We start from the raw sequence: 22,366 nt of genomic DNA, 5'->3' as shown, positions 1-22,366 counted from the left end.
CAGTGGAGCGGACATTCTTTCTTGTTGCAACTGCAGCGATCATCGGCATCGCCCTTGGTTCTGGCATCCAAAGCCGATGGACATACGGTGTACTAAGCCAACTGGACGCCTCCAGCACCGCAACCCTAGTTGCAGGATTGGGAGGTGCAGCTGTCGGCGGCCTGGTCTCGTTAGGGCTGACGTTGATCTCGAATTACGTGACGCTGCGCAGGGACCGTGAAGCTCGGATCGAAAATGAGCAGGCGCTCGCATTGGAACTGATCAGCACGCAGCTCCAGCTTTCCGGACGGTGCTACACCATATTCAAGGCTGTTGATTCTGCCATCCGTGCGGCACCGGATAACCCTTGGACAGCCCTTCGCCCAACCCCAAGAGGCTCCTCACCATCTCTTCGGTTCCGCTCGGATTCGTTCATTCCCTTTATAAATGCGGGAGCGGCCGAATTGATGAACGATTGCCTACTGTATGCGGATCGGGTGGACGCGTTAGAAGCTATGTTCAACTCCTATTCGGACCAACGCCTTGAGATGCAGTCGATGGCAGAAGCCAACACCGTCATTGGGGAAGACGTTCAGGGCGAAACTGTTTTTGAGGGTGCCGCTGCACGTGTCGCTGAATTCAGATCGAAACTCATGAACGACTTAATCAAGCAGATGCACGAGGTTGGCGCAGCGTGGACAGAGGAAGGCGCGAAGATCGCTGAAAAGGTCAACCGCGTTCAAAGGCAGTATTTTGGGGCAAGATCCCGTATAGATATGAAGGTTGCTGTCCCGGACTCTCAACCATGAAGCCGCGCCACCCGAGTAGGTGACGCGGAGCTGGGCGAATGCCTCATGCTTTGCGTTCTTGAGTGCAGGCATCGACTAAACCAGGCCGCCCTTCCACGGCTTACCATCCCCATAAAGGAAGGCGCGCTCGACCGGATCGAGGGGGCGGCTCAACTCCTTCGCCACCTGCTCCGCCTGCCCTTCTGCGAACTGCTCAAGGACCTCTCACGGCACTTCGGGGAAGGCTTCTGCCATATCGGCTTCAATCCAGCGCTTGGCGAAGTCACGCATATAAGCCTCACATTGATGAACCTTGCAGCTCCTTCCAGCGTTGAATCGCCCTCGGAGGACCACATGCCCAAGATCACCGTAGGCGATTCCGTCACCATAGAAGCAACAGTAAGCCGGGTTTCTGACGATGGGTCAGAGATCACCGTGAGGCTACCGCACTATGGGTATCCCGTTACGATTCCTCAGAACTCGGTTGAGGTGAAGGCGAAAGCAGGCGCTAAGCCAAAGCAGCGCACTCAGGTTCGAGGGAGTATGCTGTCTAAGGTGTTGGGTGATGAGGATTAGGCGACGGCTTCGAACAGTAGCTTGTCCGAGACCGGGTGCTTATCGATCCGCGGGCGGCTCTTGCATGACCATGACCGCCCTTTGACTTCTCCGATTTGACGCCATCCAGCTGCTGAGAGCGACACGCCGCCTTCCGAGGCAAGGATGTAAGTGCCAATCCGCTTGTACCCCAGAGCGAATGCCGCCCGCGCAGTTGCGCCGTATAGGAATGAGCAGACGTTGCGCGAGCCATCCGTGCACAGCCGGGTTACTTCAAGCGTCAGTCCATCGTCTCTCATTCTGGCGACAGGGCGCCCAACTATGGCGATGCCTACCACCTCTCCATCGCGCAGGGCTGCGAGAGAGAACTTGTGCCCCACTACCCTGCCGTGGTGACGATGCAGGCGGTCCACAAAGGCATTTGCGCTCGCAAGATCGATCGTGGACAGTTCGAGCTTGCCCATCACCTTCTCCTGCGATTGGTTTGTAGGTCGGCGCCGAGCGGGATTCGAACCCGCGCACCTCTCACCTGCTGCCAGGCTTAGAGCTCTACCCCGGAGACTTTCCGGCGCCATGAGATTAGTCCCGGACCTCCGCCGCCTGGCTGGCACAGGACACTGAACCGAGCCCGCCACCCCGCGTTCTCGTCGCATGAAGGCAGAACGAGGCGCGAAATGAACTTTAACGAGATGCTGTTCCAAGGCTGGGAGGGAATCGCCCGAACGGTACTGGTTGGAACCCTCGCCTATGTGGTGCTTGTGCTGTTCCTACGAATTTCGGGGAAGCGAACGCTCGCCAAGCTCAATGCATTCGATTTGGTCGTTACCGTCGCGCTCGGCTCCACTTTGTCGGCGATACTTCTCCAAGAATCGATTGCCCTCGCCGAGGGAGCAGTAGCATTGGGTCTGCTGATTGCGCTGCAGTACGCCGTCACCTTTGGATCCGTGCGATCAAAGAAATTCGCCAAAGCCGTCCGATCAGAACCCTCTCTGCTCGCCCGAAATGGAAAATTTTGCACAGACACGATGCTGAAACAGCGCGTCACCGAAGGTGAGGCTATGAGCGCCATACGATCAGCGGGCGGCTCGGACCTTGACGCCGTTGACTTCCTGATCCTCGAAAGCGACGGAACTTTGAGCGTCGGTCTGAAGAGCGACGGATAGGCTGAGAGGCGGTTCATCTCAATGTGCGAGACCGCGCCACCTGAGCAGGTGACGCGGCAATTCAATCAAAGCGGTCAGGTGGCGGTACTTCGCGCCAGGTCGAAGCGGCCGGCGGAGTACCGTTCATGCTCGAAGGCGCGGGACAAGAAGGCCTTGAAGCGCTGGATGGCCGAAGGCGTCTTGGCGTCACGGGCGGCCTGGTCGAGATGGAGGCGGTCGCGGTGACTAATGAAGTCGAGGCGCAGCACTGCCGACATGAGGCCGGTAAAGAGCGACACGAACAGGCCAAGGAACGCGGCGAAGTGGGAACGACGCATGGGCAGTCCTTTCGATATGGGAGAGTTGCTGACAGTTCGTTCAGCTTATCAAGAACACGCGTTATATCGCTGATTTTGACCCACTAAGTCTAATCGGGTTTATGTCACCGTTTGACTGGGCGTACCCCGTCCGCCTCATACCCAAACACGTCCCATCCATCTTGACGAAGGGTGTTGTTGAATGCCGTCTTGACCAACGTGATGACGAACGTTCCCTCCTTCCCCGGCAATTGGACAGCATCGCCCTCACGAAAGTCTGGCTCTTCTTCGAGCCTTACCAAGAACCGGTCTTCCTTCACCATCGCTCGACCCTCTTCGCGTTCAACTGCTTTGCTACCACATCGGCGGCGAAGTCTCTATGCCGCTGGAACGTGGTGAGTGGCAATCCCAGCCAACGAGCAGCCTCCCTGCCGCTGTGGCGCTTCGCCTGAGCCTTAACGGCCACTATCAGAATACGCCTATGCTCCGGGTACGCCTTCACCGCTCCATTGAGCCAGGGAGGCATTCCATCCCTGCCCAACAACACCGTTTCCATGCGGCTGATCTGGAGCGCTGTCGGCTTGATGAGCGCTTTGAGACGGCCCTGGTGAATGTTCCCGGCAAGCCGCTGCTCGGCGATGTCGATCGGCTCCAGCATGTATTCGGGCCATGCTGCCCTGACGCGCCGGTGACCCGGTCGGCTCTCGACGGCATGGAGGACACGGAAGGCATCAACGAGGGCCATGCGGACGGATTTGGCGTCCCATTGCTTGGTGGTGGTTCGCTCCAGCGTGGCGTGCATCAATTGATTACCTTCCGCTCTCGCTGGCTCGGAAGCGGCATCATCGTGACCTGGTAGTCGATCCCCTCGATTTCGAGGACAACGGCAACTGACCCGTCGCTGAAGGGTGTGATCTCGACATCCAGGCTTTGCGGGATTATCTCGTGCACGGCCTCACACAGCCGCTCGGCGGGCCGGATCATCGCCATCAGATGATCGTATCGGGCTTGCTTCTCGTCCATCATTTCCTCACAGGTCCAGAACGGCTTTGTAGAGATCGCCGGCGGCAACACCGGCGAGGATTTGGCGGCACAGATCAGGGAGATCGGTTTCCCGCGCCGTGGCCTCTCGTGCGATGTCCGTGCGATGCACCGCGGCGATCGGCACTCTGACGATGCCGTGGGTGTGCTTCTCCCCATCGAGACGGAAGCCCCAGACGTTCATCATGTGGGCGATGACGTTGGCGGTGTCCTGCTCGCCCAAGGCTCGCTCGATAGCCGGGGCCGATAGCCCACGGCCCGCATGAACGCCGATCCAGAAGGCTTTGCGGTTATTCCAGCGTTCGACAAAGAGCGGATGGCCCAGGCGCTCCGGTTCACCACCGAACATGTGAAGCTGTTCCTCAGAAGGGCGGTTCGTCATTGCCGACCTCCGCCAGTTCGCGTTTCACATCGGCGGGCAGATCCGGGGCCGGTTCAGGCGCCGGTTTGACGAACACCCGATCCTCTTTCCCCGTCCACCAAATCAGGCCCTTCTCGTTGTCCCGGTCGATGAAGCCGGCGATCTGGAGCTTTTTGCCCGCATCCGCCACCACACGGTTCAACTCCGACGCCCGCTTCTCCGGCTCGCTTTCCGGCGCCGTGTACTGCCACTTCTTCCGCAGCTCGGTCATGAACGCTTTCCACGAGACGACGTGCCGGCCCTTGGGGCATCCAGTGACGCCGACGGGCTGCGCTTCGCCTTCCCGTGCGATGACGTCCCGCAAGGTCTGGAGCACGAGCGCCTGATTGAGGCTTAGCCGCCCGGTCTTGGTCTGCTCGTCATCATCACCGTCGGGCTGATCGACAACGCATGTAGTGATGGGCCGGTTGAGATCGTCGAATCCCACCACGACCTGGCGCAACACGAACGGAATCGATCCGCCGTTCTCGCCGTCCTTGTTCTTGTCGAGCCGCATGCGCCTGATCTTTCGACCGTTGCGGTCGGTCTTGTCGCTGCTCTCGACCATGATCACGTTGGTGAGGTCGCCTGTCTTGGAGCCGTGGCCCCGGAACCTACCCTGCGCCGAGAGATGGTCCACCACCATGACCGTGCATTGGCACTCCTCTGCGATGCGCTCGATCCGGTCTATGACTTTGCCCATGTCGAGGCCGGAGATTTCATTGGCGCCGCGCGTGGCCTTGTTGAACGTGTCGATCACGATCATGCGTAGGGGCTGGTCGTAATGCTCGGCCCACTCCTTAGCCTCCGCAATGAGGGTATCGGTGTCCTTGTCGTCGACGAACAGATTGATCTTCTTGGGCAGGATCAGCATGGGCACGGTGGTCGGATCTTCAATGCCCCGGTCCAGCATGTAGCCCTGGACGCGCTTCATGAACCCGCGGTCGCCCTCGCCGGTCTGGTAGACAACGAGGCCTTGCATCACGTCCCTGCCCCAGAACTTGCGGCCCGTTGCGACACAGAAGGCCAGTTCGATCATCAGAAACGATTTGCCGGACTGACTGAAACCGGCGAATGCGGCCGAGCCGCCGAGCTCGATCATGTCTTGCACCAGCCATTGGTGCTTCTTGGCTTCCCTGCCAACATTGGAGAGGGTGACGGCTCCGAGCCTGGACTTCGGCGGCTTCGGCTTCCAATCCGGCAGGCTGTCGATGATGCGCTGGAGCTCGTCGGCGGTGCCGCCGGCCTCCACCCAATTGGTCAGATCGTGCTTCGCCGGGAAGTTCGGGACGTGATCGGCAAAGTTGAGGATACGGATGCGACGGGCAATTCCCTTGAGGCTCTTGGCCTTTGCCTCCCCAGCCTCGATGCCCACCTCGTCATTGTCGACCAGGATCACGACATCGGCGTCCCTGAACAGCGCGGCAAGCTCCGGCGTCCAGTTCTTCGCCCCACCCGAGTTGGTCGATGCCTCGAAACCGAGCTCAACCGCCGTGTCCGCGTCTTTTTCGCCTTCGGGCAGCAGGATCGTCTTGCCGGCCTCAATGGCAAGTTCGACTTGTTGGTGCCGATAGATGGTGTGTCCGATGCCGTCGAGGTTCCAGACGACATTGCCGCGCTCGTCCTTCCGGCGCTGGCGGAATGTTTTGGCGACCTGGCCGTCCTTGGCCAGACGATAGCCGCCGCCGGGCAACTCCCATTGGCCGCGTAACACCTGGTAGAGAGCATTCCCGTCAGCGTCGTGATACGTGTAGCCTTTCACCCATTTTAGGACGCCGCCGTCATCCTCAGCGCTGTTCGCTGGCGACTGTTCTGGCTCCGGCTGACTCTGTGGTCCGCTCTGCCGTTCACGCCGCACCTGCGGCTTCTCTGAGGGCGAAATGAAGCCTTCGCGCTCAAGCCACGCCATGACCTCGCTCTTGTCGTCGCCAAGTCCGGCCTCGATGCGGACCAGATCGACGACGCCGCCGCCGACCCCCTCCTCGTGGTTGAACCAGGTGCCGTCCTCGAGATCGACCTTGCGGGATCCCTGCGATCCCCATTTCAATTCCTTGGCCGTGGACAGCTTCTTGTTCGGCTCGCCCCAGAAGCTCTCCGCGACCGGCTGGATGATGGCGGACCAGTCGTGCTCAGCCATTGGCGACCTCGTCGAACTTGGTTGCCTCGAACCCCCATCCATCGAATCCGGGGCGGGATTGGCGCGAGAACAGATCAGCACGGCGCAAGCCTGCGGTGTGCCTATTCACAAGGTCATAGAATTCCTCGGGCTTCCGCGAATGCTCGCGCGCAATTCCGTCGAACAGCGACGGGAACGCAGAGAACTTCCTGGGTCTTCCCATGGTGCCGATCAGGACCGACTCGTGCATCGACCGCGCCCAATACCCGGTGCCCATACGCACCCTTCCAGCGGGCGTCGTTTTTCGCCAAACCAAGTTGGTCTTGTAGGCAAAGCCCCAGGCGGCCATGACTTTGAGACTGTCCACTAGCCGTGGCGCAGTCACCCACATCAGCATAAGGCAATGGCGCTGGGCGAGGTCTGCCACAGGAAGTGCAGCAATGTCCTCGATCGACATGAGATCGTAATGTGCCGCAGCCGACTTGCGGTTGCCCCGTTTCGAGTAGAGATCGAACGGCCAAGGTGGGTCGCAAACAATCACGTCATAGGACAACGGTGTCAGGGGATCGAAGGGCCACGTATTCACGACGCCCTCCGCTGCTGGGCTTGGCTCAACCCGCCTTCAATCTCCAGCGCCTTGAGGGTCAGGGCGGCAGCGTCAAGGCTATCGGCATACTGCCGCGCCACCTTGGCCTGATCGTCGCCACGCTCCTCATGGAAGCCGGCAGAGGCGCGGGCACCAATTGCCGCGCGCTCCACGGCCACGCGCTGCCATTTGAGGGGAATGCTGCTCAAGGCTGCACCTCAAGCTCGGCGGTCGCACGAAGGCGCTGAAGCGCGGCACGAAGCCCGGCCTCCTGCTTCTCGGCAAACGTGTTGGGGCGAAGGCGATGTTCGTCCTGCCGGCGGCGGGCGTCGAAAATGGCGTTGAGTACAGCCTTCTCCATTTCCTCCTGGCTGATGTCCCTGAGGGTGGCGGGCGCGGTATGTGCCGCAGGAGAGTTCATGCAACCGCCCTCCGCCTTGGCCGTTTGATGATGCTCATCCTCAAGAGGAACCCTCGATGCTCGACATCATCTACAAGTGGAGCCGCCCGGTGACGATCATGCTCAACGACACGACGCAGGAGGTCACCGGCCCCAGTCAGGCGCGGACCATCCTTCTGCAGGACTGGCCGGGCGAACGAACGAACTTGCACAAGATCGCCAGCGATACGTGCCAGGCCGCAATCGAGGGAGCGAACCCGGAACCCTCCTATCTTGCCTTCATAGAGGCGGCCATCGAGGCGGGAGTTTTCGTCGAGTAATCCGCGTTTTGGCCTCCTAACCAAGTCGCCCAGAAATTGCCCCACAACCTTTCGGCAGGCGTCTGCATTGGCCCCTAGAAGCCCGAAAGGAGCTGTGAAATGCAAATACGCTACGAGTTGGTGCAGGTGCCGCCAGCGGAGCCTCCGGGCCCGAAGAAACCGCCCATGCCCCCGCTCACCGACGACATTCCGCCGATCGAGGACGAGCCAGACCCGGTGCGAGAGCCCGGCCAAGATATTCCGCCATTGGATCGGCCGGAGCCCAATCCCGATGAAGGCAACCCGCCTATGAGGACGGAAGGCGACTATCTGCCGGAGCACTTGTTCAGCGTGTGAGGTCATGCGACGTCGGCCTCCTGATCATGCTCGGCCGCCAGATCGGCGCAGTTGGCCGCGACGAGCGCCTCAGCCAGCGGCGGGCACACGCTGTTGCCGCAACACGATCCCTGCACCGTCGCCGAGAGTGGCGAGCCGTCAGGCCGGCGGTCGATGATGTAGGAATCGGGAAAGCCCTGCGCCCGGAACCGCTCGCGCGGCGTCAGCATGCGCATTCCGATATCGGCGATGGCATAGGTCTCGCCGTCTATATCGACCGTCACCAACCCGAAGCGGTCCTTTGTCGTGTCCGTGTGCATCGGATCGCCAAGACGCGGATCCTGGTCGGTACCGTAGTATTTCATCAGGAACGGCGCGATCAGAGCGGCGTGGTTGCCTCCGGCCGTGGCAGTCGGGGCGGGCTGGTCAATGGGCTGATGGCGGCGGTCACTGCCTCGCATGTTCATCAGGTGAGCAGCTACGACGCTTTGCTGCGACCCCTTGCCGGTGACCGTTGAGACAGGATCGTTTGCCGGGCGTGCTGGCTGGCCTGGATGTGATCCTGCGGTGTGCTGCGCGAGAAATGCGGCAACGACGCCATGCTTGGCCCCACCGGCCACCTGTGTGCCGAGCGGCTTTTCGATATCGAGCGCGCGAGGCGCCTGTCCTTCCCGCTCACCATAACCAGTCTGGACCATCGTCGCGGCAACTACGCAACCGTCGGCCTTGGCCGTTTGCGTGCCCAGAGGCTCGTTACCTCCGCGTGGCGCGCTCTGCCCTGCTCGGCCGCCGCAGCCGACGAACGACGGGACGATGATCGAGTTCTGATCCTTGGGGCTGGCGGTGATGGTGTGAAGCGGATCGTCTGCCGCCCGGTTCGACCCGCCATGCTGGGCCGCAGTTACCACCGGGACAACGACGCCTAGCGGCGCTGCGCCCCCAGGACGCTTGATGTAGCTGTTGGCCGTGACAGTGGCCAAGGGCTCATCGATCGGATGGCCCGTGGCGCCAGACTGAAACTTGACGACGAACGGCTGGGCCGCCTCCAAAACATACCGCACCACACCGCGCGCGATGCGCTTCATTGTGGCATCGGCCAGCGGCCTCACGGCGCGCACACCATGATTGGCCATGATCTCTTCCGCCGTGTCGAAGATCGAGGGACATGGCAGGTTCCAGTCGATGATCTCGGCGGCGGTGCGGTAGGGCAGAAGCCTACCCTGGGCAATCAACTTGGCATCGGCTGGCTTCTTGGGATCGCCATGCGTGCGCTGCGGCCAGACGATGGGTTTTCCGTCGCGCCGCGCGATCATGAAGAACCGCTTGCGGATCGTGGGTGCGCCATAGTCGCAGGCCCGCAATTCCTTCCACTGCACCTTGTATCCGGCCACCTTGAGGCGCTTGGTCCACTGCTCGAAAGTGTGGCCGCGCAGTTCGACGATCGGGCGGCCGTCTTCGTAGAGCGGCCCCCAGGTAACGAACTCCTCGACGTTTTCGAGGATGATCACGTCCGGCTGCGCCTCTTCCGCCCAGCGCACAACCACCCATGCGAGGTCGCGGATATTGCGGTCCATGGGCTTGCCGCCCTTGGCCTTGGAGAAATGCTTGCAGTCAGGCGAGGCCCAAAACAGCCCGACCGGCCGGCCCTTGGTCACCTCCAGCGGCGACACGTCCCAGATGTTGGAATCCAGATGCACGGTCGAGGGGTGATTGACCTCGTGCATGGCCAGCGCATCGGGGGAATGGTTGATGGCGTAATCGGGAGAGCGGCCAAGGGCCATCTCGATCCCGGTCGATGCCCCGCCGCCACCGGCAAAACTGTCGATGATGAGCTTTTGCATGCTCTCACGCCTCCATGAGCGCCGGGCGGCGCGTTGCTTGTTCGATTTCACAGGCGGCCGCCCAAACGGCGAGCGCATCGCAACGGTCAAAGCTGGCGTCGTCATCCACCCAGCCGAGCTCGATGCACTTGGCCTTGGCCATGGGCTTGGCGACCTTCCCCGGAATATTCCCGGCACCTAGGAAGTGCTTGCGAACCGTGTTGACCTTTATGGTTTTGGCCGAGACCGGCAGGCGGGATTCGACAGCCGTTGCCAACACGGCTTGTAGGCCGTTGAGCAGCACGAATGTGGTGGGGTTCGACTTACCTTCGAGGCTGGCGCTGTTGATCGCCGCCTCCATGTACACGACATCAGGCCGGTGGATCTTCAACTGGTCGTGCATCCAGATCATAGCCTTGAGCCATAGACGCGGATGCGCGGTGCCCTTCCCCGCAAAGCGGAGCGCACCCGAGAGAGGCTTTGAGCCGATCTCCCCCACTGCCCAGCCCGTCACGGTGGCAACGTCGAGCGCCATCACCTTCATCAGTTCAGCACCGTGCCCGATGCCATTTCCTCGAGGACGGCATTGCCCTCGGCTTGTTCATTGTCAGTGATCTTCTGGATGGCCTCGATCCGCTCACGTGCGGCGCGTTCAGCAGGGGTTTCTGGCTTCGCTCCAGCCTCCGGCGCCGGTAGCCAAGAATATTGGCCGAGCGCATCGAGGAACATTTCGGTTTTGGCATCGGGAATTTTCTTCGCCCGCTCCGCCTTCTTGGCCTGATAGGAGCGATCCTCGGCGCGATCAGCCAGCATGGCCTCGAACACGTCGCGGTCCATGCCCAGCTCTGTGCAGAGCATTTTGATCTTCCGCTTCTTGGCCTCGCGGAACGTCGCCATCTTGGCGCGATGCGCTTCCTTCGCTTCGTCCCGGTCGGCGTCGATGCTCTCGACCTCCTCAAGCGCCTGGATGAAGTCCTCGTCGTTCGCGCTGTTCTTCAATTGCGGTACGGTGCTCATGCGTCTTCAAGCTCCTGTGCGGGGGTGGAGGTGGATTCGGCGGCGAGGGAGGCGACGTTGGCCTCGACAATGTCGAGCTCGTTTTCGACAACGGCGAGCTGGTCGGCCGGCAGCTTCCGAAGATGCTCTCGGACGCGGGCCAGAGCCTCGGAGATGTGCCTCAGCCCATCGCTGCTCATTGGGACACTTCCAACGTGTCGAGGGCTTCCCTGAGCGCCTGCCGGTTGCCCGCATCCATGAGGTTAAGCGCCAAATCCTTGTGGAGCGGCGGCGCCGAGTGATGGCTCTCAACCGGGCGCCCGTATCGCTCGATACCGAAAAGGACCATCGCCAGCCGATCCGTGGCCTCGGTCATCGCCGCGTCGATCTCGGCATCGCGATTGCAGGCCGCGACACGATCATCCGGGTTGTAGAAGGCCTTTTCTTCTTCGGTGAAAATCATTCATCCTCTCCGATCTGCTTAGCCGCGATCCGAAGATCGCCGGCCGCTTCCTTGTGCCTTGCGGCGGTCTCCAGACGCTTGGCGGCCGCGATCTGCCATCGCATCCGCAACCAGGAGCGAGCGAAGCTCGGCAAGCTCTTCCTCAAGCTGAGCAAGGCGCGCCTCCAAGGCCCGATCCGCTTCAATGTGGTCATGTGTGGGTGCCTTCGGGTTTCCGATCAGGGCGCGGATGCGTTCGATCTCGGCGCCGCGTGGCACCGCCGTCTGCTCCGCGTCCCAATACGATTTCATTCGGCGGGCGCTCATCTTGAGCAGGTCCGCCAGACGGCTCTTGCGAAACTCGTCAGTGGTGAGCGGCCAACGCCTCCGGCCGTATGTCCTCAATTCGAGGGAGAGGGTTGCGATACTCATTTCGCCCTCTTTGCTTTTGGGGAAATTTCCCAATTTTTTGTCCTCGCTTGCTGGCATCTGTTGATCCAGCAGATGAAGGACGACGAAAGGATACGTAGATGACCAAGCGCAGCACCAATGCCTGCCAGCAACTCATGCTGCCCTTGGAGGAATTCCTTGCCGGAGAGGCAGCGAGACGCGCGCCAAACCGGGAGCCGCGACAGGTGGGCGAGTGCTTGCCCACATCTGTCCGCGATGTGATTGAAAGGGTTGGCCAGGGACGCCGTGAGGCTGGAGGAGGACGCGTTGACGCCCCTGGCCAGTTCCGCGGCGGGGAGGAGGAAACGCCGCGAAAGGAAAACGGAAAGAGCGCCGAGCCCGAAGGCCCGGCCAGTTTTGCAAGGGCAGCCAACGCAGGTGGGGGAACCATTGTTGACTTCCTGCACAGCCCCATGCTGCGCAGGCATGCGCACAGCGGCCTCGTAATGGCCGTTGTCGTACTGTGCGAATGTCTGGACAGCGGACCGGTTCATCATGCCGGCTCCGAGACGTGGATCGAGTTCTGATCGAGATGATGGGCGAAGATAGCCAAGTCGCTCTTGATCGTGGTGATCGGCCGGAAGCTGGATGCATCAAAGCCCCAGCGGCCGTGCCCATATTCCTTGAAGCCGATGATGACGAGCGCCCCTCGCACCTCGACTTCGGCCACGACCAAGCGATCACCCTTCTTGGGCCCTGCAATGCGCTCCATCGTTGTGACCGCAACCCATGCGCCATCGTCGATGCACTCGCACAGGACACCCTTCGCTGCCCAGTGAGCCATCACATGCCTCCGAGAACGATCGCCATGAGAAGGACGAGTGAAAGGCCCGCACCGATGGCGGCGGCGAGACGGGCGCGCGCATCGCGCCGGTTTTGCAGAGTGCTCAAGCGGAGGTCAGGCACGGGCCACCTCCCGCTTATGATCGAGCGCCGAGCGGCCTGGCAGCGGATCTCCGAGCAGCCGCGCAGTGAAGCCGCGCGTATCCGCCGGCAATCCGCGCAACAGGCGCTCGCCGTCAGCCTTTGCTTCCCGCGTCATTTCGGGGACGTGATTGGTTGGTCGGGGCTTAGCCCGCTCAACGGCTCTGCGCTCGCGCGCCCGCCGGTTCACCTGCGCACGATACTTAGGATCGAGGTTAAAGCGCAGGGCGTAGCGGGTGATGCCGAAGTGCGCGGCGACGTTTGTGCGGGTATGCCCTTCTGCGAGCATGGCACGAGCATGGGCGATCTGTTCGGAGGTCATGCCGCCACCCTGCCCTTCCTCCGCTCGGCGCGCTTCGCTGCCGCGTCGGCCTTGGCCTGTTCCTTCGCAAGTTCGCCGTTCCAGAAGTCCTGGGCGGCCTGCCGGGCGGCCTCCTGTGTCGGTGCACGAAAGACCATGGTGGCGCTGTCCCGGATGACGATGAGGGCAAGCCAGCGACGGTGTGCCGGTGCATCCTCGCTCTGGTAAGTGGGGATGGAGATGTTCATGCTGCTGCCTCAGGCTGTGAGGCAGGCATTTCGTCGAAGCGCTCGGGGGTTAGCTCCTCGAAAAAGTCAGACGGACGGACTTCACCCCCGGTTTCAGCGCAAATCTGCTCGATCACGCGGCGGGAGAGATTTTCTCCGTTCATGTACCGATGCACCTGGGCCCGGCTCTTGCCGAGGCGTTCGGCAAAATCCGTGACCGTTGAGTTCTCTTTGATCCACTGTGCGAGCTTCATGTCGCAATTTATGTCGCAGTATCTGTTACACGTCAACCCTAGATGTAACATTTTCTGGCATAGCGCGAAAATTGGTCATGCTCGATAACTGTCGCATGACCAATTGGCTCGACCCATTCCTGAAAGCAGCCGGCCACTCTCAAGAGAGCCTTGCCGACGCACTTGATGTATCGCGGGCCACAATTAATCGGCTTGCACAAGATCATTCGAAGCTAAAGAAGCCGCGCGCAGAAGCCATGGCGCCACTGCTCGGCACGAGCGTGGATGACTTGATGTTGAATCGTCCGCCAGCAGGCGCGAGAGATTTCGAATACGATACCAACGATCCAGCTGCGCCCGATCCGATCAACCCAGATGCAACGCACACCTGGATAGAGGGAGAAGGGCCGCGCGACATCCCCGCCGACGCTTCCGCTCAGATCGACGTGACAGCCGGTATGGGCGGCGGCGGCGTGACCATCGTTGCCGAAGGGGTGCCGGGGAAGTCCGGCATGACGTTCTCCGCTGACGTGATCCGCGACTACTGGCGCTTGCCGGGCATGTTGGTTGCGGCCCTTGGTTTGCGAGCTAAAGACATTGCAGTGATCGAGGTGCAGGGCAACTCTATGGCCCCTACCCTTGACGAAGGCGATTTCGTTTTCATCGATACCCGGCATCGCTGGCCATCGCCGGACGGCCTCTATGCCTTAGCGGACGAGTTTGGCGGCATTATCGTGAAGCGGCTCGAGCTGGCCAGTCGTCCGGGCAGTCAAGACAAGATTGTCCGGGTGATTTCCGACAACACAATCCACCAGCCCAAGGAATGGGCTTTGGACGAAATCCAGATTATTGGTCGGGTCATGCGGAGATTTACGATCCCGCGTTGATAGGTCGATGGAGGGGGCACTTGAAACAATTGATCTTAACGGCGGCGATGATCGCTATATCAGCGCCAGCTTATGCGCAGGACGATGGGGGTCTGGCTGTCTCCCCTGAAGCCTATCAGGAGCGGGCTGGGCTGCAACAAGCCCCGACCGTTGCTGTTGTGCAGGATCTCGTTGCAGAGGTTTCCTCAACCCTAGCGTCGTCGGGGTGCGCTGCTGCGCTGCCCATCATCGAAGAACTTGCCGACGAATCTAATCGGCTGGCCAACATCATCGCCCAAGGCATCGAGCCGTTCTATCAAACTAGGCAGTCTGATCGCGAGCCGATGCCGCCAGAATTGATATCCGAACTCGCGGATGCGGAGGCCTATGCAAACGCCCTCAAGGATCAGCGAAACGAGGCGTGGGTGACCCAGGGCGATTGTCTCATCAAAACGGGCAATCCCGATTTGGCCATAGCGGTATTGCACCAAGCCCTGCGCTTCATCCGGTTCGAGGACCGCGCGCTGTGGTCGCGCGCGCGTCAGTTGCTTTGGAGCACGGCAGGGTATGAATACTAAACCCCCTGCGACGGAGCTTAGCCATGACCCCCGAGCGCTACGTCCAATGCTAGTGACGCAATGAGCAACGATGGCGAGAGCGGCGACGACTTCGAGCGGCGCATTCGCCTATCGGCCGCTCGGCGGGCGCAGGAGATCGTCTTGCGCGAAGGTGCCGCTCTCGCTCTATCGGCTCGCGACCTCGATGAGGACGCCATAGCGGCAGACAGCCAGCTTCTGGCGATAGCGATCGCTCAGGCCATCGTGGACGCCTATGCCGGCAACCTAGGAGGGGATGATGACGAATAAGGGCTGCCGAAGGGTATCTACGAACCCAAACTCATCCTTTTAGCAGGTTCACAAAATCCACCGGGTCGTTGAAGTAGTTTCGATACGCGCTGCGGAGCTGCTGCGGTTCGCCGGTGACATACACCGCGTTGATACTCTCTCCGCTCGCTTCAAGCTGGCTCGCTCGGGCTACTGCATCCTCGGAATTGCTAAACACCTCGACTTCAAGGGAATATGCGCCCCCATCATTGGCGAAGATATTTAGAACGTTGTGCTTCCGGAGCTTATCGAATTCGTCAAACTGGCGCATCGCGCCCAGCCGCTGCAAAATTCCGAGTTCTCGTTCTAGCACGAGAAATTCATTCTCCAGCTCTTTATCCGTCAAGTTGACGAAGGCGCGCTGCATGCCCTCGTGCCGCCGCGCAATAATTTCGCTGGCCATCGAAAAGAAAATGCCACGGTCGTCGTCGCCATGCCCGAACTTGGTGCGCTGACGGTCCATGATGTCGGAAATTTCCAGCGCCGTGGCCCAGGCGTGCTGGGCACGCGTTCGATATTGGACCTCGACCATCAAGCCCTGCCAAGGAGCGGAGGTCTGGTTTCCTCGTCGGTGAGGGCGTGGGTAGTGCAGAAATACATCATGAATCCCGCGGTAGCCCGTAGTCTTCGGATGCTCGATATAATTGTACTTATCGAGATCGGAATGCTTCAGTTTATGGTTCACGTTCTCCATTGAGCGGGGCGAAAGCAAGTCGCCGCGAAACGCATTGAGGTCGTCAATACTGTCAAAAATCAGTCGGCATCCGGCAAAATCCTGCATTGTCGTTACGTCGCGTATTAGCGGCGTCCCGTCTGGTTTCATCCTCTGTAGTTTATCCAACACGGTGTTGCGACGTTTGAGGCGCTGGGCGAACTCAGCATTAATCGGCGCGTGCTCAATCCGGCGACGAAACCACACCTTGAAGGTGTTCAAAACGTAGCTGTGCGCTGCGCGCCACTGATCGATTAGCTCGTAATCTTCTGGCGTAGCGCGTTGTTCAGCGACGGCGCGCCCAGCATTGCGCACCCGTGACCGCGATTCTGGTGGTTGTGTGAATGCCAACTGCTGTCCCTCCGAAAGCATCGAAGGTAACTTCAAACCTAGCTGAGCGCCAGTGTCAGCGGCCGCTTGATCACTCACCTGAACCAATCACCCTACACCTGTCGCCCGGTAGACTTATTGCCTCCCAGAGCTCGCCTGACGGCGCTTTCTCGCGCGTGTGTGCGTTTACACATTTCAGAGGTTGAGGATTAGAAACATCCTCTGTGGAACCCTTAAGCTCTAGCTCCTGAGTTGGTGGAAGCGCCCGTCAAGGGCGCGCTTCCAACCGTTCGTCGATGGCCGCTGTTCGCGCCCATCTCCTCACTCACCGCTACGACATTGTACCGCGTATGTACGCGCGTGAAAGGTGGGCGTCAATCCCGCATGTAACATTTCCTGCGACTTCTCTTGTTACACGTGCTTGACGTGTCGCATTTATTGCTACATATTCACTCCATCACCGGGGACGAAGAAGCGCACCGCGCCGATCTCCCCAACACGATGGAGCACCAACACGATGACCCAGTTCATCCAGCACAGCCAGGATCAAATCACGGTAGCCGAGATCAAGCTCGAGATCGGCCTGTCGGGCAATGATCTCGACGCCCTGATCGAAACCGGCATCGCCTACGGCTCCATCCGTCATCCCCGTTCGCGGTCGGAAACATGGCTGGTCGAATGCGACGATCAGTTCGAGGCCGCATGTGATCGCCTCGGCAAGATCAAGGGCATGGGTCAGGAGCGGTTCTGGCAGGGCAAGCCCTTCCGTGAGGTGACCACCCTTCCCGCTCCCGAGGCCATCCGTGTCGCCAAGGCATGGGTGATCCGGTGGGCGATGAAGCAGACCGACATTCTCGATGCCCTTGATGCGGAACGGCGGGCAGCCCCCGCGTTTCTCGCGGCGGCCGAATAGGAGGCGGCAATGGAAACCAGAGAGCAGCGCCAAGCCCGGATAGACGCCAAGGTTGCCGAACTCCGCGCCCGCGCCGATGCCAAGGAAGCCGAAAGCAATCGCCTTCGCGGCTCTGTGGATGACGATAGCACTTTCTGGACGCAGCCAGCTTACGGCAATGCTGCTGGTCGCGCTTTTGCAGCCCGCCGCGAGCGTGAGCGCAGCAAGATCGTCAAGGCGGGAAACCTCTACATGGAGGCCAAGGCCCTCCGCGAAACCGCCGACTCAATGGAAGCGCGCGGTGCCCGGATGGCTGGCGATGCCGCGGCCGAACGCGAAGCCGCTATCGCCGCGGCGGACTTCAAGGTCGGGCAGATGGTCCGCACCCTCTACGGCGTTCGCAAGGTCGTGAAGGTCAACCGCAAGTCGATCCTGATCGAAGGCGGAATGAGCCCGGTCAGCGTACCGAAGCACTTGGCGGAGGCAGTCTGATGGACATCCGCCCGCCACCACCCTCCGCAAGAACATCGTCCGCACCATACGGGAAACGGCAGATGCCGATGATGCGGCGGACAAGATCATCGCCCTCGTGGACGAGGCGCAGAGGCAGACAGATGGCCCGCGCTCCTGAGGTCGATTGGGATGAAACAAGCTGCGCCAGGTGCCGCGGCCGAAACCGGAGAAAGACGATGACGGTACACAGCCAGATCAAACCCGGCGGCAAGATCAGCAAGCCCGGCGTCTATGACCTGCCGATCGCTGAATACCATTCGCAGTGCTGCGATGGCCCGTCGATCAGCTCGAGCGGCATCCGTGCCATCCTCAAGAGCCCGGCGCATTACTGGAAGCACTCGGACCTGAACCCGAACCGGGTGGAGCAGGACGACGCCGAGGCATTCATCCTTGGGCGCGCGGCTCACCACCTGCTCCTGGGCGAAGCTGAATTTGCCAAGCACTTCGTCATCCGGCCCGATACGGCGCCCGATGGGCGGGCGTGGAACGGCAACAATAAGTCGTGCCGGGAATGGCTTGATGAACAGGCGGCACGCGGCATCACAGTGCTGACGCCGGCCCAGATCGAGAAGATCAAGGGAATGGCTGGGCTCCTGCCGTGGCAGAAGGGAATGGAGGGCTGCGGCCTCGCCAATTCTCCTCTGGTCGCCCAGGCCGGCGTTCTTTCGGGCGAGATCGAAAAATCGCTGTTCTGGCGCGAGGGCAATGTTTGGGTGAAGGCCCGCCCCGACGCCATCCCTGGCGACAGCAACGATTTCGCTGACCTCAAGACGATCAGCCCGCGCAACGCCGAGGGGATGAGCGACCGCAACATCGCGATGGCCGTGCATGACCATGGTTACCACGTCCAAGGCGCCGTGGTGGGCATGGCTGCCGATCGGGTGCTTGGCCGCAAGATGGAAGGCTTCCATCTCGTGTTTGTCGACACAGGGAACGTCCACGCCGTCTCAATCAAGACCCTCGATGACGCCGATATCGTCCTCGGAGAGCGCGCTGTCCATGTCGCGCTGCAGATCTTCGAACGCTGTCTCCAAACCGGCATCTGGCCCGGCCCAACGGCCCGGCAGGCTGACGCCATGCGTCTTTCGATCCCGCAATGGGGGCGAGACGCAACCGAACGATACCTCGATACACTGGAACAGGAACTCGCCGCATGAGCAACGCCATCGCAAACATCGAGAACCGGATCGACAAAGACGTGACCGGCGCAATCGCCGTAACCGAAGGCGGAATCAGCTTTCGCAATGCAACGGAGGTAATGGAATACGCGAAGATGATGGCCGTCTCCGGTTCGGCGGTCCCCAAGCACCTGCGCGGCCAGCCCGGCGCATGCCTGGGCATCATTGACGATGCAATCCGGTTCGGCATCAGCCCGTATGCCCTGGCCCGCAAGAGCTATTTCGTGAACGACAATCTGGCCTATGAGGCTCAGGTGATCGCTGCCGTCATGCTCAAACTGGCGCCACTCTCTGAGCGGCCCGACGTCTCATACAAGGGCGAGGGCGACACTCGCCAATGCGTTATCACCGGCAAGTTCCTAGACGGCAAGGTGCAGGTCTATGAGAGCCCGAAATTCTCCAAGATCACGCCCAAGAACTCGCCGCTCTGGAAGTCCGATCCCGACCAGCAGCTCGCCTACTACAGCCTGCGCGCCTTCGGTCGCCGGCACTGCCCCGATGTCATTCTCGGCATGTACGACATCGAGGAGATGGCAGTGGCGCGGGCGCGAGACGTGACGCCGGAAGGCACTGGTCTGGCTGCCCGCCTTTCCGGCGGCACTAACGGTTTCAATGCCGAGAACGTGGGCGCCACTCTGGACGCCACAGATAACTCAGGAGCGGCGAAAGAACCCGAGACGGATCAATCCCCCAACGAGGCCGAAGCGCCCGCCAGTGACTTCGAGGATTTCCCCGGCGACCTGCCGAACGCTGATGGCGACGTGATCGAGGCGAAGCGGGAAGGCCGGCGCGCCTTTCATGCCGGCGAGCCGCGCGAAGCGCCCGACGACTTTACCGATTCCGAAAAGACCGCATGGCTGATGGCATGGGATGCCGAGGCCGACGCTATGGAGGCCGCAGCACAATGAGCGCACTTCCCCTTGGGCTCGATGAGCCCCGTATCATCCGCGTGATTGATCTCGAAACTTCTGGACTTCCAGATGATGAGGGCGCCGAGATTGTGGAGGTCGGTTTTGTCGATGTCCTGCTCGACAACCTCTCGATCGTTCGGCAATGGTCGACGCTGGTGAAGCCCTCCAAGCCCATCACCCCGAAGACCATGGCGGTCCACCACATCACGAACGAGGAAGTGGCCGAAGCTCCCGCGTTCGCCCAGGTGATGCCCTATATCAGCAAGGGCTTATCCGAGCATGACCTGCTCTGCGCCCACAACGCCAAGTTCGAGCGCCACTTCCTGAGCATGTTTGGGTATCGCTGGGTCTGCACCCACAAGTCGGCCATGTCGATCTGGCCCGACTTTGAGAGCCACAGCAATCAGGCCTGCCGATATGAGCTTGGTCTGGCGCTCGACAAGGCTCTTGCCGAGCCGCCGCATCGCGCCCTGCCCGACGCCTATGTCACGGCGCATATCCTAATCGAATGCCTCAAGCACCGCCGGGCGCTCGATCTGGTGGCGATCACCGAAAGCCCGGTTCTCCTGCGCACCGTCACCTTCGGCAAGCATCGTGGCAAGTCCTACGAGGAGTTGGCCCGCAGCGATCGCGGCTATCTCGAGTGGATGTCCCGACAGGACATGGACGAGGACGTGCGCCACACCGTGAAGCATTGGCTGTCGAGGTGAAGCAATGTCCGTTCCCCACCACATCCGCCGCGCCGCCCGCATCATCCGCCGCTACTTCATCGTTCCCCATAGGCAGCGCAAGCTTGCAAGGGCAATGGGCGTCGATGATCTGACGACGAAGTTCGCCGTGGCCAAGCGCCGGCACCAATCCACCAAGGCCATAGAGAGCCAGATCAAGGCCGCGTGCATCGCAAAACTCAGGAGCGAGGTCCATGGATAAACCAGTTCGCCTCCAACTCTCCCGCCAGCGAGGCTTCAACCTCCAAGAGCATAGCCGCTCAATCAACGGGCTTGAGGCCATCAACGTCGGCCGCCCCACGAAGTGGGGAAATCCGTTCCCGATCGGTAAGCCGGGGCCACTTGGCCGGATCGCACCAGATCGCGAAGGCTCCGTTGGCTTCTTCCGAGAGATGCTGGGTGACACCGAACTGAGGACCGCCGCCGGCTACCCTGCTGACCTTTCCGAATTGCGGGGCAAGAACCTGGCTTGCTGGTGCCCCTTGGGTAGCCCGTGTCATGCGGAAATCCTGCTGGAGCTCGCGAATGCCTAGAAGCGTCCCGGAGTGGGTCGGCAAGACGCCGGACCAGAAGGTTCCGGACCGCGTCAGGCTGCGCATCTTCGAGCGCGAAGGCGGACGTTGCCATATCTCTGGGCGGAAGATCATGCCGGGGGAGCCCTGGGACCTCGACCATAAGGTCGCGCTTATCAACGGTGGCGAGCACCGCGAAAGCAACCTGTTCCCTGCCCTAAGAGACAAGCACCGCGCCAAGACGGCTCAGGACGTCGCAGAGAAGGCCATCAATGCCCGTAAGCGTCAGAAGCACCTCGGCATCAAGAAGTCCCGCCACCGCCTATCCCATCCGCGCCTCAGGAAGCGCATGGACGGAACTGTGGTGGATCGAATAACAGGAGAGCCGGTCTAGTGAGCTCTCATCTTCTGCGTCTCGGCAAACTCCCGCCACGCATCGATCAGCAGCCCGATCGGTTCCGCATTCTTCGGTTCGTCTCTCGCGATGCCCTCAAGGATTCCGATCTCGTCGCGGATCATTTTGAGCACCTGTTCGGGCTCGTCCTTCGTACCCCCAGGCACGCCCTTGTATGTGTAGAGCGTCTGGCGAGACAGCGTTACGCGTTGGATCGCATTTGGTCTGGTCATCCGATGACAATTGCCCAAGGTACAAGCGTGGTCAATTCATCACCGAGGGTTGAAGCTCGTTGGCAACGGCGGCTCGGCCAGTTCCTTGGGACGGTAGAGCCGAGCGGCTCGGCCGCGGAGCTGCGCGTATTCACTGGCAATATCCGTCAGCTCCCGGTCCAGCTTGACCATTGCCTCGGCTTCCTCGTCCGTCATCTCGACATTTGCCGCCAGTACGGCGCGAAGGCCATCAGCCTCATGTCGCGCCAACTCGGCGGCGGACTGGATCGCCTGCACCTGCGTTTCGTTCGCGGCGCCGGCTTCTTCCGCCCTTCCAACCTCCGCCGCCCAATGAAGGAGTTCCTCCTGGAGGACGTGCGCACGCTCTTTGGTGCGCTCGATGACTTGGGAGGCTTGGGAAACAGGCATGGGCACAGGGTTCACTCTCGGAAGATGATGTCGGCTTGCCCTAATGCCGCAGAGCGATCTTCGCTCCCGGGCTCAACGTCGCGGTTATCATGGAGAAGCCGCGTGTCACTTCGGAGCAACACCATGAGCGAACGGGATCCACGCCCAATGTCGCTGCTGGTCCGCGTGGTCCTCGTCGCCGCAGTTCTCGGCATCGTGCTCAGCCTGGTCCTGACCGCGCTGCCGCTGTTCGGAGTGTGAGATGAGCCGACGCCCGCCCACATTCCCATCGGACGCATGGCCGCCGCGCATGCTCGCGGACATGGCCGCCGCCTTCTGTGGTGAGCGGCACGTTGAGGACTTCCTTGAACGCGTCGGGGAGATTTACCCACAGCCTCGCGTTGTCGAATCGAAGCGCAGGAAATTTTGGTATCGTGCCGATCTCGAGCGCGCGCTTGGCATAGTCCAAGCGCC

The 22,366-nt window shown here is 61.0% G+C and carries 41 protein-coding genes and 1 pseudogene; 18 read left to right on the top strand and 24 right to left on the bottom strand.

Features of this window, described 5'->3' with window-relative positions; translation table 11 throughout:
* Positions 1-2 precede the first annotated feature (2 nt).
* Positions 3-788 (top strand): hypothetical protein, encoded by a 786-nt coding sequence (locus NO934_RS15260; protein WP_309160823.1) that lies wholly within the window; start codon positions 3-5, stop codon positions 786-788.
* A 45-nt stretch (positions 789-833) separates the two neighbouring features.
* The gene (locus NO934_RS15255; protein WP_309160822.1) at positions 834-1,343 is read left to right on the top strand and encodes a hypothetical protein; all 510 of its coding nucleotides are present in this window, start codon (positions 834-836) and stop codon (positions 1,341-1,343) included.
* Here NO934_RS15255 and NO934_RS15250 read toward each other — a convergent pair.
* Positions 1,340-1,786, bottom strand: a complete 447-nt coding sequence (locus NO934_RS15250; protein WP_309160821.1) for an XF1762 family protein — start codon at positions 1,784-1,786, stop codon at positions 1,340-1,342. The genes NO934_RS15255 and NO934_RS15250 overlap by 4 nt on opposite strands.
* Before the next feature lie 28 nt (positions 1,787-1,814).
* Positions 1,815-1,895: pseudogene (locus tag NO934_RS15245) on the bottom strand.
* 101 nt (positions 1,896-1,996) lie between these two features.
* Here NO934_RS15245 and NO934_RS15240 point away from each other — a divergent pair.
* Complete coding sequence (locus tag NO934_RS15240; protein WP_309160820.1) at positions 1,997-2,485, top strand: YetF domain-containing protein; 489 nt, start codon at positions 1,997-1,999, stop codon at positions 2,483-2,485.
* A 74-nt stretch (positions 2,486-2,559) separates the two neighbouring features.
* Here NO934_RS15240 and NO934_RS15235 read toward each other — a convergent pair whose 3' ends face one another.
* The 8 genes from NO934_RS15235 to NO934_RS15200 all read right to left on the bottom strand — a co-directional run bounded on the left by NO934_RS15235 (position 2,560) and on the right by NO934_RS15200 (position 7,345).
* Positions 2,560-2,802 carry a hypothetical protein gene (locus NO934_RS15235; protein WP_309160819.1) on the bottom strand — a complete coding sequence of 81 codons (243 nt, stop codon included), beginning with the start codon at positions 2,800-2,802 and terminating at the stop codon, positions 2,560-2,562.
* A 295-nt stretch (positions 2,803-3,097) separates the two neighbouring features.
* Positions 3,098-3,583 carry a hypothetical protein gene (locus NO934_RS15230; RefSeq protein WP_309160818.1) on the bottom strand — a complete coding sequence of 162 codons (486 nt, stop codon included), beginning with the start codon at positions 3,581-3,583 and terminating at the stop codon, positions 3,098-3,100.
* On the bottom strand, positions 3,583-3,807 hold the full coding sequence (locus tag NO934_RS15225; RefSeq protein ID WP_309160817.1) for a hypothetical protein: 225 nt from the start codon (positions 3,805-3,807) through the stop codon (positions 3,583-3,585). The genes NO934_RS15230 and NO934_RS15225 overlap by 1 nt, the downstream gene beginning before the upstream one ends.
* Positions 3,808-3,811: 4 nt before the next feature.
* Entirely contained in the window at positions 3,812-4,204 is a 393-nt protein-coding gene (locus tag NO934_RS15220) for a hypothetical protein (RefSeq protein ID WP_309160816.1), read from the bottom strand.
* A complete protein-coding gene (locus NO934_RS15215; protein WP_309160815.1) occupies positions 4,185-6,359 on the bottom strand; it encodes an AAA family ATPase in 2,175 nt (724 codons plus the stop codon). Before NO934_RS15215 ends, NO934_RS15220 begins: the two co-directional genes overlap by 20 nt.
* Positions 6,352-6,924, bottom strand: a complete 573-nt coding sequence (locus NO934_RS15210) for an MT-A70 family methyltransferase (RefSeq protein ID WP_309160814.1) — start codon at positions 6,922-6,924, stop codon at positions 6,352-6,354. The genes NO934_RS15215 and NO934_RS15210 overlap by 8 nt, the downstream gene beginning before the upstream one ends.
* Positions 6,921-7,133 carry a hypothetical protein gene (locus NO934_RS15205; protein WP_309160813.1) on the bottom strand — a complete coding sequence of 71 codons (213 nt, stop codon included), beginning with the start codon at positions 7,131-7,133 and terminating at the stop codon, positions 6,921-6,923. The genes NO934_RS15210 and NO934_RS15205 overlap by 4 nt, the downstream gene beginning before the upstream one ends.
* Positions 7,130-7,345 carry a hypothetical protein gene (locus NO934_RS15200; RefSeq protein WP_309160812.1) on the bottom strand — a complete coding sequence of 72 codons (216 nt, stop codon included), beginning with the start codon at positions 7,343-7,345 and terminating at the stop codon, positions 7,130-7,132. Before NO934_RS15200 ends, NO934_RS15205 begins: the two co-directional genes overlap by 4 nt.
* A gap of 56 nt (positions 7,346-7,401) precedes the next feature.
* Here NO934_RS15200 and NO934_RS15195 point away from each other — a divergent pair, with 56 nt between their 5' ends.
* Both NO934_RS15195 and NO934_RS15190 read left to right on the top strand, forming a co-directional pair.
* Positions 7,402-7,644 (top strand): DUF982 domain-containing protein, encoded by a 243-nt coding sequence (locus NO934_RS15195; RefSeq protein ID WP_309160811.1) that lies wholly within the window; start codon positions 7,402-7,404, stop codon positions 7,642-7,644.
* Positions 7,645-7,809: 165 nt separating this feature from the next.
* Positions 7,810-7,980, top strand: coding sequence for a hypothetical protein (locus NO934_RS15190; protein ID WP_309160810.1), 171 nt, complete (start codon positions 7,810-7,812; stop codon positions 7,978-7,980).
* Between the two features lie 2 nt (positions 7,981-7,982).
* Here NO934_RS15190 and NO934_RS15185 read toward each other — a convergent pair whose 3' ends face one another.
* From NO934_RS15185 to NO934_RS15160, 6 genes are read right to left on the bottom strand one after another with little or no spacing between them, the layout of a single operon-like run.
* Positions 7,983-9,800, bottom strand: coding sequence for a DNA cytosine methyltransferase (locus tag NO934_RS15185; protein ID WP_309160809.1), 1,818 nt, complete (start codon positions 9,798-9,800; stop codon positions 7,983-7,985).
* 4 nt (positions 9,801-9,804) lie between these two features.
* Positions 9,805-10,323, bottom strand: coding sequence for a hypothetical protein (locus NO934_RS15180; RefSeq protein ID WP_309160808.1), 519 nt, complete (start codon positions 10,321-10,323; stop codon positions 9,805-9,807).
* Positions 10,323-10,796, bottom strand: a complete 474-nt coding sequence (locus NO934_RS15175) for a hypothetical protein (protein WP_309160807.1) — start codon at positions 10,794-10,796, stop codon at positions 10,323-10,325. Before NO934_RS15175 ends, NO934_RS15180 begins: the two co-directional genes overlap by 1 nt.
* On the bottom strand, positions 10,793-10,975 hold the full coding sequence (locus tag NO934_RS15170) for a hypothetical protein (RefSeq protein WP_309160806.1): 183 nt from the start codon (positions 10,973-10,975) through the stop codon (positions 10,793-10,795). The genes NO934_RS15175 and NO934_RS15170 overlap by 4 nt, the downstream gene beginning before the upstream one ends.
* Positions 10,972-11,238 carry a hypothetical protein gene (locus NO934_RS15165; RefSeq protein ID WP_309160805.1) on the bottom strand — a complete coding sequence of 89 codons (267 nt, stop codon included), beginning with the start codon at positions 11,236-11,238 and terminating at the stop codon, positions 10,972-10,974. Before NO934_RS15165 ends, NO934_RS15170 begins: the two co-directional genes overlap by 4 nt.
* Before the next feature lie 18 nt (positions 11,239-11,256).
* On the bottom strand, positions 11,257-11,706 hold the full coding sequence (locus NO934_RS15160) for a hypothetical protein (RefSeq protein ID WP_309160804.1): 450 nt from the start codon (positions 11,704-11,706) through the stop codon (positions 11,257-11,259).
* Between the two features lie 41 nt (positions 11,707-11,747).
* Between NO934_RS15160 and NO934_RS15155 the strand changes: the two genes are divergently transcribed.
* Positions 11,748-12,194: a hypothetical protein gene (locus tag NO934_RS15155; protein WP_309160803.1), complete on the top strand. Its 447-nt coding sequence runs from the start codon at positions 11,748-11,750 to the stop codon at positions 12,192-12,194.
* Here the strand turns inward: NO934_RS15155 and NO934_RS15150 are convergent.
* Genes NO934_RS15150 through NO934_RS15130 form a run of 5 tightly spaced genes read right to left on the bottom strand, consistent with a single transcriptional unit; the run spans position 12,161 to position 13,373 of the window.
* Positions 12,161-12,451, bottom strand: coding sequence for a hypothetical protein (locus NO934_RS15150; protein ID WP_309160802.1), 291 nt, complete (start codon positions 12,449-12,451; stop codon positions 12,161-12,163). The genes NO934_RS15155 and NO934_RS15150 overlap by 34 nt on opposite strands.
* Positions 12,451-12,573 (bottom strand): hypothetical protein, encoded by a 123-nt coding sequence (locus NO934_RS15145; RefSeq protein WP_309160801.1) that lies wholly within the window; start codon positions 12,571-12,573, stop codon positions 12,451-12,453. Before NO934_RS15145 ends, NO934_RS15150 begins: the two co-directional genes overlap by 1 nt.
* Positions 12,566-12,913 carry a hypothetical protein gene (locus NO934_RS15140; protein WP_309160800.1) on the bottom strand — a complete coding sequence of 116 codons (348 nt, stop codon included), beginning with the start codon at positions 12,911-12,913 and terminating at the stop codon, positions 12,566-12,568. Before NO934_RS15140 ends, NO934_RS15145 begins: the two co-directional genes overlap by 8 nt.
* Complete coding sequence (locus NO934_RS15135) at positions 12,910-13,140, bottom strand: hypothetical protein (protein ID WP_309160799.1); 231 nt, start codon at positions 13,138-13,140, stop codon at positions 12,910-12,912. Before NO934_RS15135 ends, NO934_RS15140 begins: the two co-directional genes overlap by 4 nt.
* Positions 13,137-13,373, bottom strand: a complete 237-nt coding sequence (locus NO934_RS15130; protein ID WP_309160798.1) for a helix-turn-helix transcriptional regulator — start codon at positions 13,371-13,373, stop codon at positions 13,137-13,139. The genes NO934_RS15135 and NO934_RS15130 overlap by 4 nt, the downstream gene beginning before the upstream one ends.
* 95 nt (positions 13,374-13,468) lie before the next feature.
* Here NO934_RS15130 and NO934_RS15125 point away from each other — a divergent pair, with 95 nt between their 5' ends.
* Genes NO934_RS15125 through NO934_RS15115 form a run of 3 tightly spaced genes read left to right on the top strand, consistent with a single transcriptional unit; the run spans position 13,469 to position 15,084 of the window.
* Complete coding sequence (locus tag NO934_RS15125; protein WP_309160797.1) at positions 13,469-14,239, top strand: LexA family transcriptional regulator; 771 nt, start codon at positions 13,469-13,471, stop codon at positions 14,237-14,239.
* Between the two features lie 20 nt (positions 14,240-14,259).
* Positions 14,260-14,796, top strand: coding sequence for a hypothetical protein (locus tag NO934_RS15120; RefSeq protein WP_309160796.1), 537 nt, complete (start codon positions 14,260-14,262; stop codon positions 14,794-14,796).
* A 60-nt stretch (positions 14,797-14,856) separates the two neighbouring features.
* The gene (locus NO934_RS15115) at positions 14,857-15,084 is read left to right on the top strand and encodes a hypothetical protein (protein ID WP_309160795.1); all 228 of its coding nucleotides are present in this window, start codon (positions 14,857-14,859) and stop codon (positions 15,082-15,084) included.
* A gap of 31 nt (positions 15,085-15,115) precedes the next feature.
* On the opposite strand, the gene NO934_RS15110 is transcribed toward NO934_RS15115, so the two are convergent.
* The gene (locus tag NO934_RS15110) at positions 15,116-16,165 is read right to left on the bottom strand and encodes a RelA/SpoT domain-containing protein (protein ID WP_309160794.1); all 1,050 of its coding nucleotides are present in this window, start codon (positions 16,163-16,165) and stop codon (positions 15,116-15,118) included.
* A 496-nt stretch (positions 16,166-16,661) separates the two neighbouring features.
* On the opposite strand from NO934_RS15110, the gene NO934_RS15105 reads away from it, so the two are divergent.
* The 8 genes from NO934_RS15105 to NO934_RS15070 all read left to right on the top strand — a co-directional run bounded on the left by NO934_RS15105 (position 16,662) and on the right by NO934_RS15070 (position 21,272).
* Positions 16,662-17,057 (top strand): hypothetical protein, encoded by a 396-nt coding sequence (locus NO934_RS15105; protein ID WP_309160793.1) that lies wholly within the window; start codon positions 16,662-16,664, stop codon positions 17,055-17,057.
* Positions 17,058-17,066: 9 nt separating this feature from the next.
* The gene (locus NO934_RS15100) at positions 17,067-17,528 is read left to right on the top strand and encodes a hypothetical protein (RefSeq protein WP_309160792.1); all 462 of its coding nucleotides are present in this window, start codon (positions 17,067-17,069) and stop codon (positions 17,526-17,528) included.
* Between the two features lie 197 nt (positions 17,529-17,725).
* Positions 17,726-18,706, top strand: coding sequence for a PD-(D/E)XK nuclease-like domain-containing protein (locus NO934_RS15095; RefSeq protein WP_309160791.1), 981 nt, complete (start codon positions 17,726-17,728; stop codon positions 18,704-18,706).
* On the top strand, positions 18,703-19,635 hold the full coding sequence (locus tag NO934_RS15090) for a recombinase RecT (protein ID WP_309160790.1): 933 nt from the start codon (positions 18,703-18,705) through the stop codon (positions 19,633-19,635). Before NO934_RS15095 ends, NO934_RS15090 begins: the two co-directional genes overlap by 4 nt.
* Positions 19,632-20,348: an exonuclease domain-containing protein gene (locus NO934_RS15085; protein ID WP_309160789.1), complete on the top strand. Its 717-nt coding sequence runs from the start codon at positions 19,632-19,634 to the stop codon at positions 20,346-20,348. The genes NO934_RS15090 and NO934_RS15085 overlap by 4 nt, the downstream gene beginning before the upstream one ends.
* A gap of 4 nt (positions 20,349-20,352) precedes the next feature.
* Entirely contained in the window at positions 20,353-20,568 is a 216-nt protein-coding gene (locus tag NO934_RS15080; RefSeq protein ID WP_309160788.1) for a hypothetical protein, read from the top strand.
* A complete protein-coding gene (locus NO934_RS15075) occupies positions 20,561-20,899 on the top strand; it encodes a DUF4326 domain-containing protein (protein WP_309160787.1) in 339 nt (112 codons plus the stop codon). Before NO934_RS15080 ends, NO934_RS15075 begins: the two co-directional genes overlap by 8 nt.
* A complete protein-coding gene (locus tag NO934_RS15070; protein ID WP_309160786.1) occupies positions 20,892-21,272 on the top strand; it encodes an HNH endonuclease in 381 nt (126 codons plus the stop codon). Before NO934_RS15075 ends, NO934_RS15070 begins: the two co-directional genes overlap by 8 nt.
* On the opposite strand, the gene NO934_RS15065 is transcribed toward NO934_RS15070, so the two are convergent.
* Both NO934_RS15065 and NO934_RS15060 read right to left on the bottom strand, forming a co-directional pair.
* Positions 21,269-21,505: a hypothetical protein gene (locus tag NO934_RS15065; protein ID WP_309160785.1), complete on the bottom strand. Its 237-nt coding sequence runs from the start codon at positions 21,503-21,505 to the stop codon at positions 21,269-21,271. The two genes, NO934_RS15070 and NO934_RS15065, sit on opposite strands and share 4 nt — an antisense overlap.
* A gap of 39 nt (positions 21,506-21,544) precedes the next feature.
* Positions 21,545-21,913 carry a hypothetical protein gene (locus NO934_RS15060; RefSeq protein ID WP_309160784.1) on the bottom strand — a complete coding sequence of 123 codons (369 nt, stop codon included), beginning with the start codon at positions 21,911-21,913 and terminating at the stop codon, positions 21,545-21,547.
* A gap of 102 nt (positions 21,914-22,015) precedes the next feature.
* Between NO934_RS15060 and NO934_RS15055 the strand changes: the two genes are divergently transcribed.
* Positions 22,016-22,153: a hypothetical protein gene (locus NO934_RS15055; protein WP_309160783.1), complete on the top strand. Its 138-nt coding sequence runs from the start codon at positions 22,016-22,018 to the stop codon at positions 22,151-22,153.
* Positions 22,154-22,366: the final 213 nt, after the last annotated feature.

The organism is Pelagibacterium sp. H642, from assembly GCF_031202855.1.
In the GTDB taxonomy this organism is placed as follows: Bacteria; Pseudomonadota; Alphaproteobacteria; order Rhizobiales; family Devosiaceae; genus Pelagibacterium.
This window is presented reverse-complemented; position numbering and strand designations above follow the sequence as displayed.

What these genes read in the sequence shown, in the direction of transcription:
- NO934_RS15075 (WP_309160787.1), top strand. Translation starts at nt 20,561, where the DNA reads ATGGATAAACCAGTTCGCCTCCAACTCTCCCGCCAGCGAGGCTTCAAC.
- NO934_RS15070 (WP_309160786.1), top strand. Translation starts at nt 20,892, where the DNA reads ATGCCTAGAAGCGTCCCGGAGTGGGTCGGCAAGACGCCGGACCAGAAG.
- NO934_RS15220 (WP_309160816.1), bottom strand. Translation starts at nt 4,204, where the DNA reads ATGACGAACCGCCCTTCTGAGGAACAGCTTCACATGTTCGGTGGTGAA.
- NO934_RS15165 (WP_309160805.1), bottom strand. Translation starts at nt 11,238, where the DNA reads ATGATTTTCACCGAAGAAGAAAAGGCCTTCTACAACCCGGATGATCGT.
- NO934_RS15190 (WP_309160810.1), top strand. Translation starts at nt 7,810, where the DNA reads ATGCCCCCGCTCACCGACGACATTCCGCCGATCGAGGACGAGCCAGAC.
- NO934_RS15095 (WP_309160791.1), top strand. Translation starts at nt 17,726, where the DNA reads ATGACGGTACACAGCCAGATCAAACCCGGCGGCAAGATCAGCAAGCCC.
- NO934_RS15195 (WP_309160811.1), top strand. Translation starts at nt 7,402, where the DNA reads ATGCTCGACATCATCTACAAGTGGAGCCGCCCGGTGACGATCATGCTC.
- NO934_RS15115 (WP_309160795.1), top strand. Translation starts at nt 14,857, where the DNA reads ATGAGCAACGATGGCGAGAGCGGCGACGACTTCGAGCGGCGCATTCGC.
- NO934_RS15135 (WP_309160799.1), bottom strand. Translation starts at nt 13,140, where the DNA reads ATGAACATCTCCATCCCCACTTACCAGAGCGAGGATGCACCGGCACAC.
- NO934_RS15255 (WP_309160822.1), top strand. Translation starts at nt 834, where the DNA reads ATGCTTTGCGTTCTTGAGTGCAGGCATCGACTAAACCAGGCCGCCCTT.
- NO934_RS15180 (WP_309160808.1), bottom strand. Translation starts at nt 10,323, where the DNA reads ATGAAGGTGATGGCGCTCGACGTTGCCACCGTGACGGGCTGGGCAGTG.
- NO934_RS15155 (WP_309160803.1), top strand. Translation starts at nt 11,748, where the DNA reads ATGACCAAGCGCAGCACCAATGCCTGCCAGCAACTCATGCTGCCCTTG.
- NO934_RS15080 (WP_309160788.1), top strand. Translation starts at nt 20,353, where the DNA reads ATGTCCGTTCCCCACCACATCCGCCGCGCCGCCCGCATCATCCGCCGC.
- NO934_RS15215 (WP_309160815.1), bottom strand. Translation starts at nt 6,359, where the DNA reads ATGGCTGAGCACGACTGGTCCGCCATCATCCAGCCGGTCGCGGAGAGC.
- NO934_RS15090 (WP_309160790.1), top strand. Translation starts at nt 18,703, where the DNA reads ATGAGCAACGCCATCGCAAACATCGAGAACCGGATCGACAAAGACGTG.
- NO934_RS15100 (WP_309160792.1), top strand. Translation starts at nt 17,067, where the DNA reads ATGGAAACCAGAGAGCAGCGCCAAGCCCGGATAGACGCCAAGGTTGCC.
- NO934_RS15250 (WP_309160821.1), bottom strand. Translation starts at nt 1,786, where the DNA reads ATGGGCAAGCTCGAACTGTCCACGATCGATCTTGCGAGCGCAAATGCC.
- NO934_RS15185 (WP_309160809.1), bottom strand. Translation starts at nt 9,800, where the DNA reads ATGCAAAAGCTCATCATCGACAGTTTTGCCGGTGGCGGCGGGGCATCG.
- NO934_RS15240 (WP_309160820.1), top strand. Translation starts at nt 1,997, where the DNA reads ATGAACTTTAACGAGATGCTGTTCCAAGGCTGGGAGGGAATCGCCCGA.
- NO934_RS15200 (WP_309160812.1), bottom strand. Translation starts at nt 7,345, where the DNA reads ATGAACTCTCCTGCGGCACATACCGCGCCCGCCACCCTCAGGGACATC.
- NO934_RS15150 (WP_309160802.1), bottom strand. Translation starts at nt 12,451, where the DNA reads ATGGCTCACTGGGCAGCGAAGGGTGTCCTGTGCGAGTGCATCGACGAT.
- NO934_RS15175 (WP_309160807.1), bottom strand. Translation starts at nt 10,796, where the DNA reads ATGAGCACCGTACCGCAATTGAAGAACAGCGCGAACGACGAGGACTTC.
- NO934_RS15225 (WP_309160817.1), bottom strand. Translation starts at nt 3,807, where the DNA reads ATGATGGACGAGAAGCAAGCCCGATACGATCATCTGATGGCGATGATC.
- NO934_RS15105 (WP_309160793.1), top strand. Translation starts at nt 16,662, where the DNA reads ATGACCCAGTTCATCCAGCACAGCCAGGATCAAATCACGGTAGCCGAG.
- NO934_RS15235 (WP_309160819.1), bottom strand. Translation starts at nt 2,802, where the DNA reads ATGCGTCGTTCCCACTTCGCCGCGTTCCTTGGCCTGTTCGTGTCGCTC.
- NO934_RS15085 (WP_309160789.1), top strand. Translation starts at nt 19,632, where the DNA reads ATGAGCGCACTTCCCCTTGGGCTCGATGAGCCCCGTATCATCCGCGTG.
- NO934_RS15130 (WP_309160798.1), bottom strand. Translation starts at nt 13,373, where the DNA reads ATGAAGCTCGCACAGTGGATCAAAGAGAACTCAACGGTCACGGATTTT.
- NO934_RS15060 (WP_309160784.1), bottom strand. Translation starts at nt 21,913, where the DNA reads ATGCCTGTTTCCCAAGCCTCCCAAGTCATCGAGCGCACCAAAGAGCGT.
- NO934_RS15140 (WP_309160800.1), bottom strand. Translation starts at nt 12,913, where the DNA reads ATGACCTCCGAACAGATCGCCCATGCTCGTGCCATGCTCGCAGAAGGG.
- NO934_RS15160 (WP_309160804.1), bottom strand. Translation starts at nt 11,706, where the DNA reads ATGCCAGCAAGCGAGGACAAAAAATTGGGAAATTTCCCCAAAAGCAAA.
- NO934_RS15125 (WP_309160797.1), top strand. Translation starts at nt 13,469, where the DNA reads ATGACCAATTGGCTCGACCCATTCCTGAAAGCAGCCGGCCACTCTCAA.
- NO934_RS15170 (WP_309160806.1), bottom strand. Translation starts at nt 10,975, where the DNA reads ATGAGCAGCGATGGGCTGAGGCACATCTCCGAGGCTCTGGCCCGCGTC.
- NO934_RS15065 (WP_309160785.1), bottom strand. Translation starts at nt 21,505, where the DNA reads ATGACCAGACCAAATGCGATCCAACGCGTAACGCTGTCTCGCCAGACG.
- NO934_RS15230 (WP_309160818.1), bottom strand. Translation starts at nt 3,583, where the DNA reads ATGCACGCCACGCTGGAGCGAACCACCACCAAGCAATGGGACGCCAAA.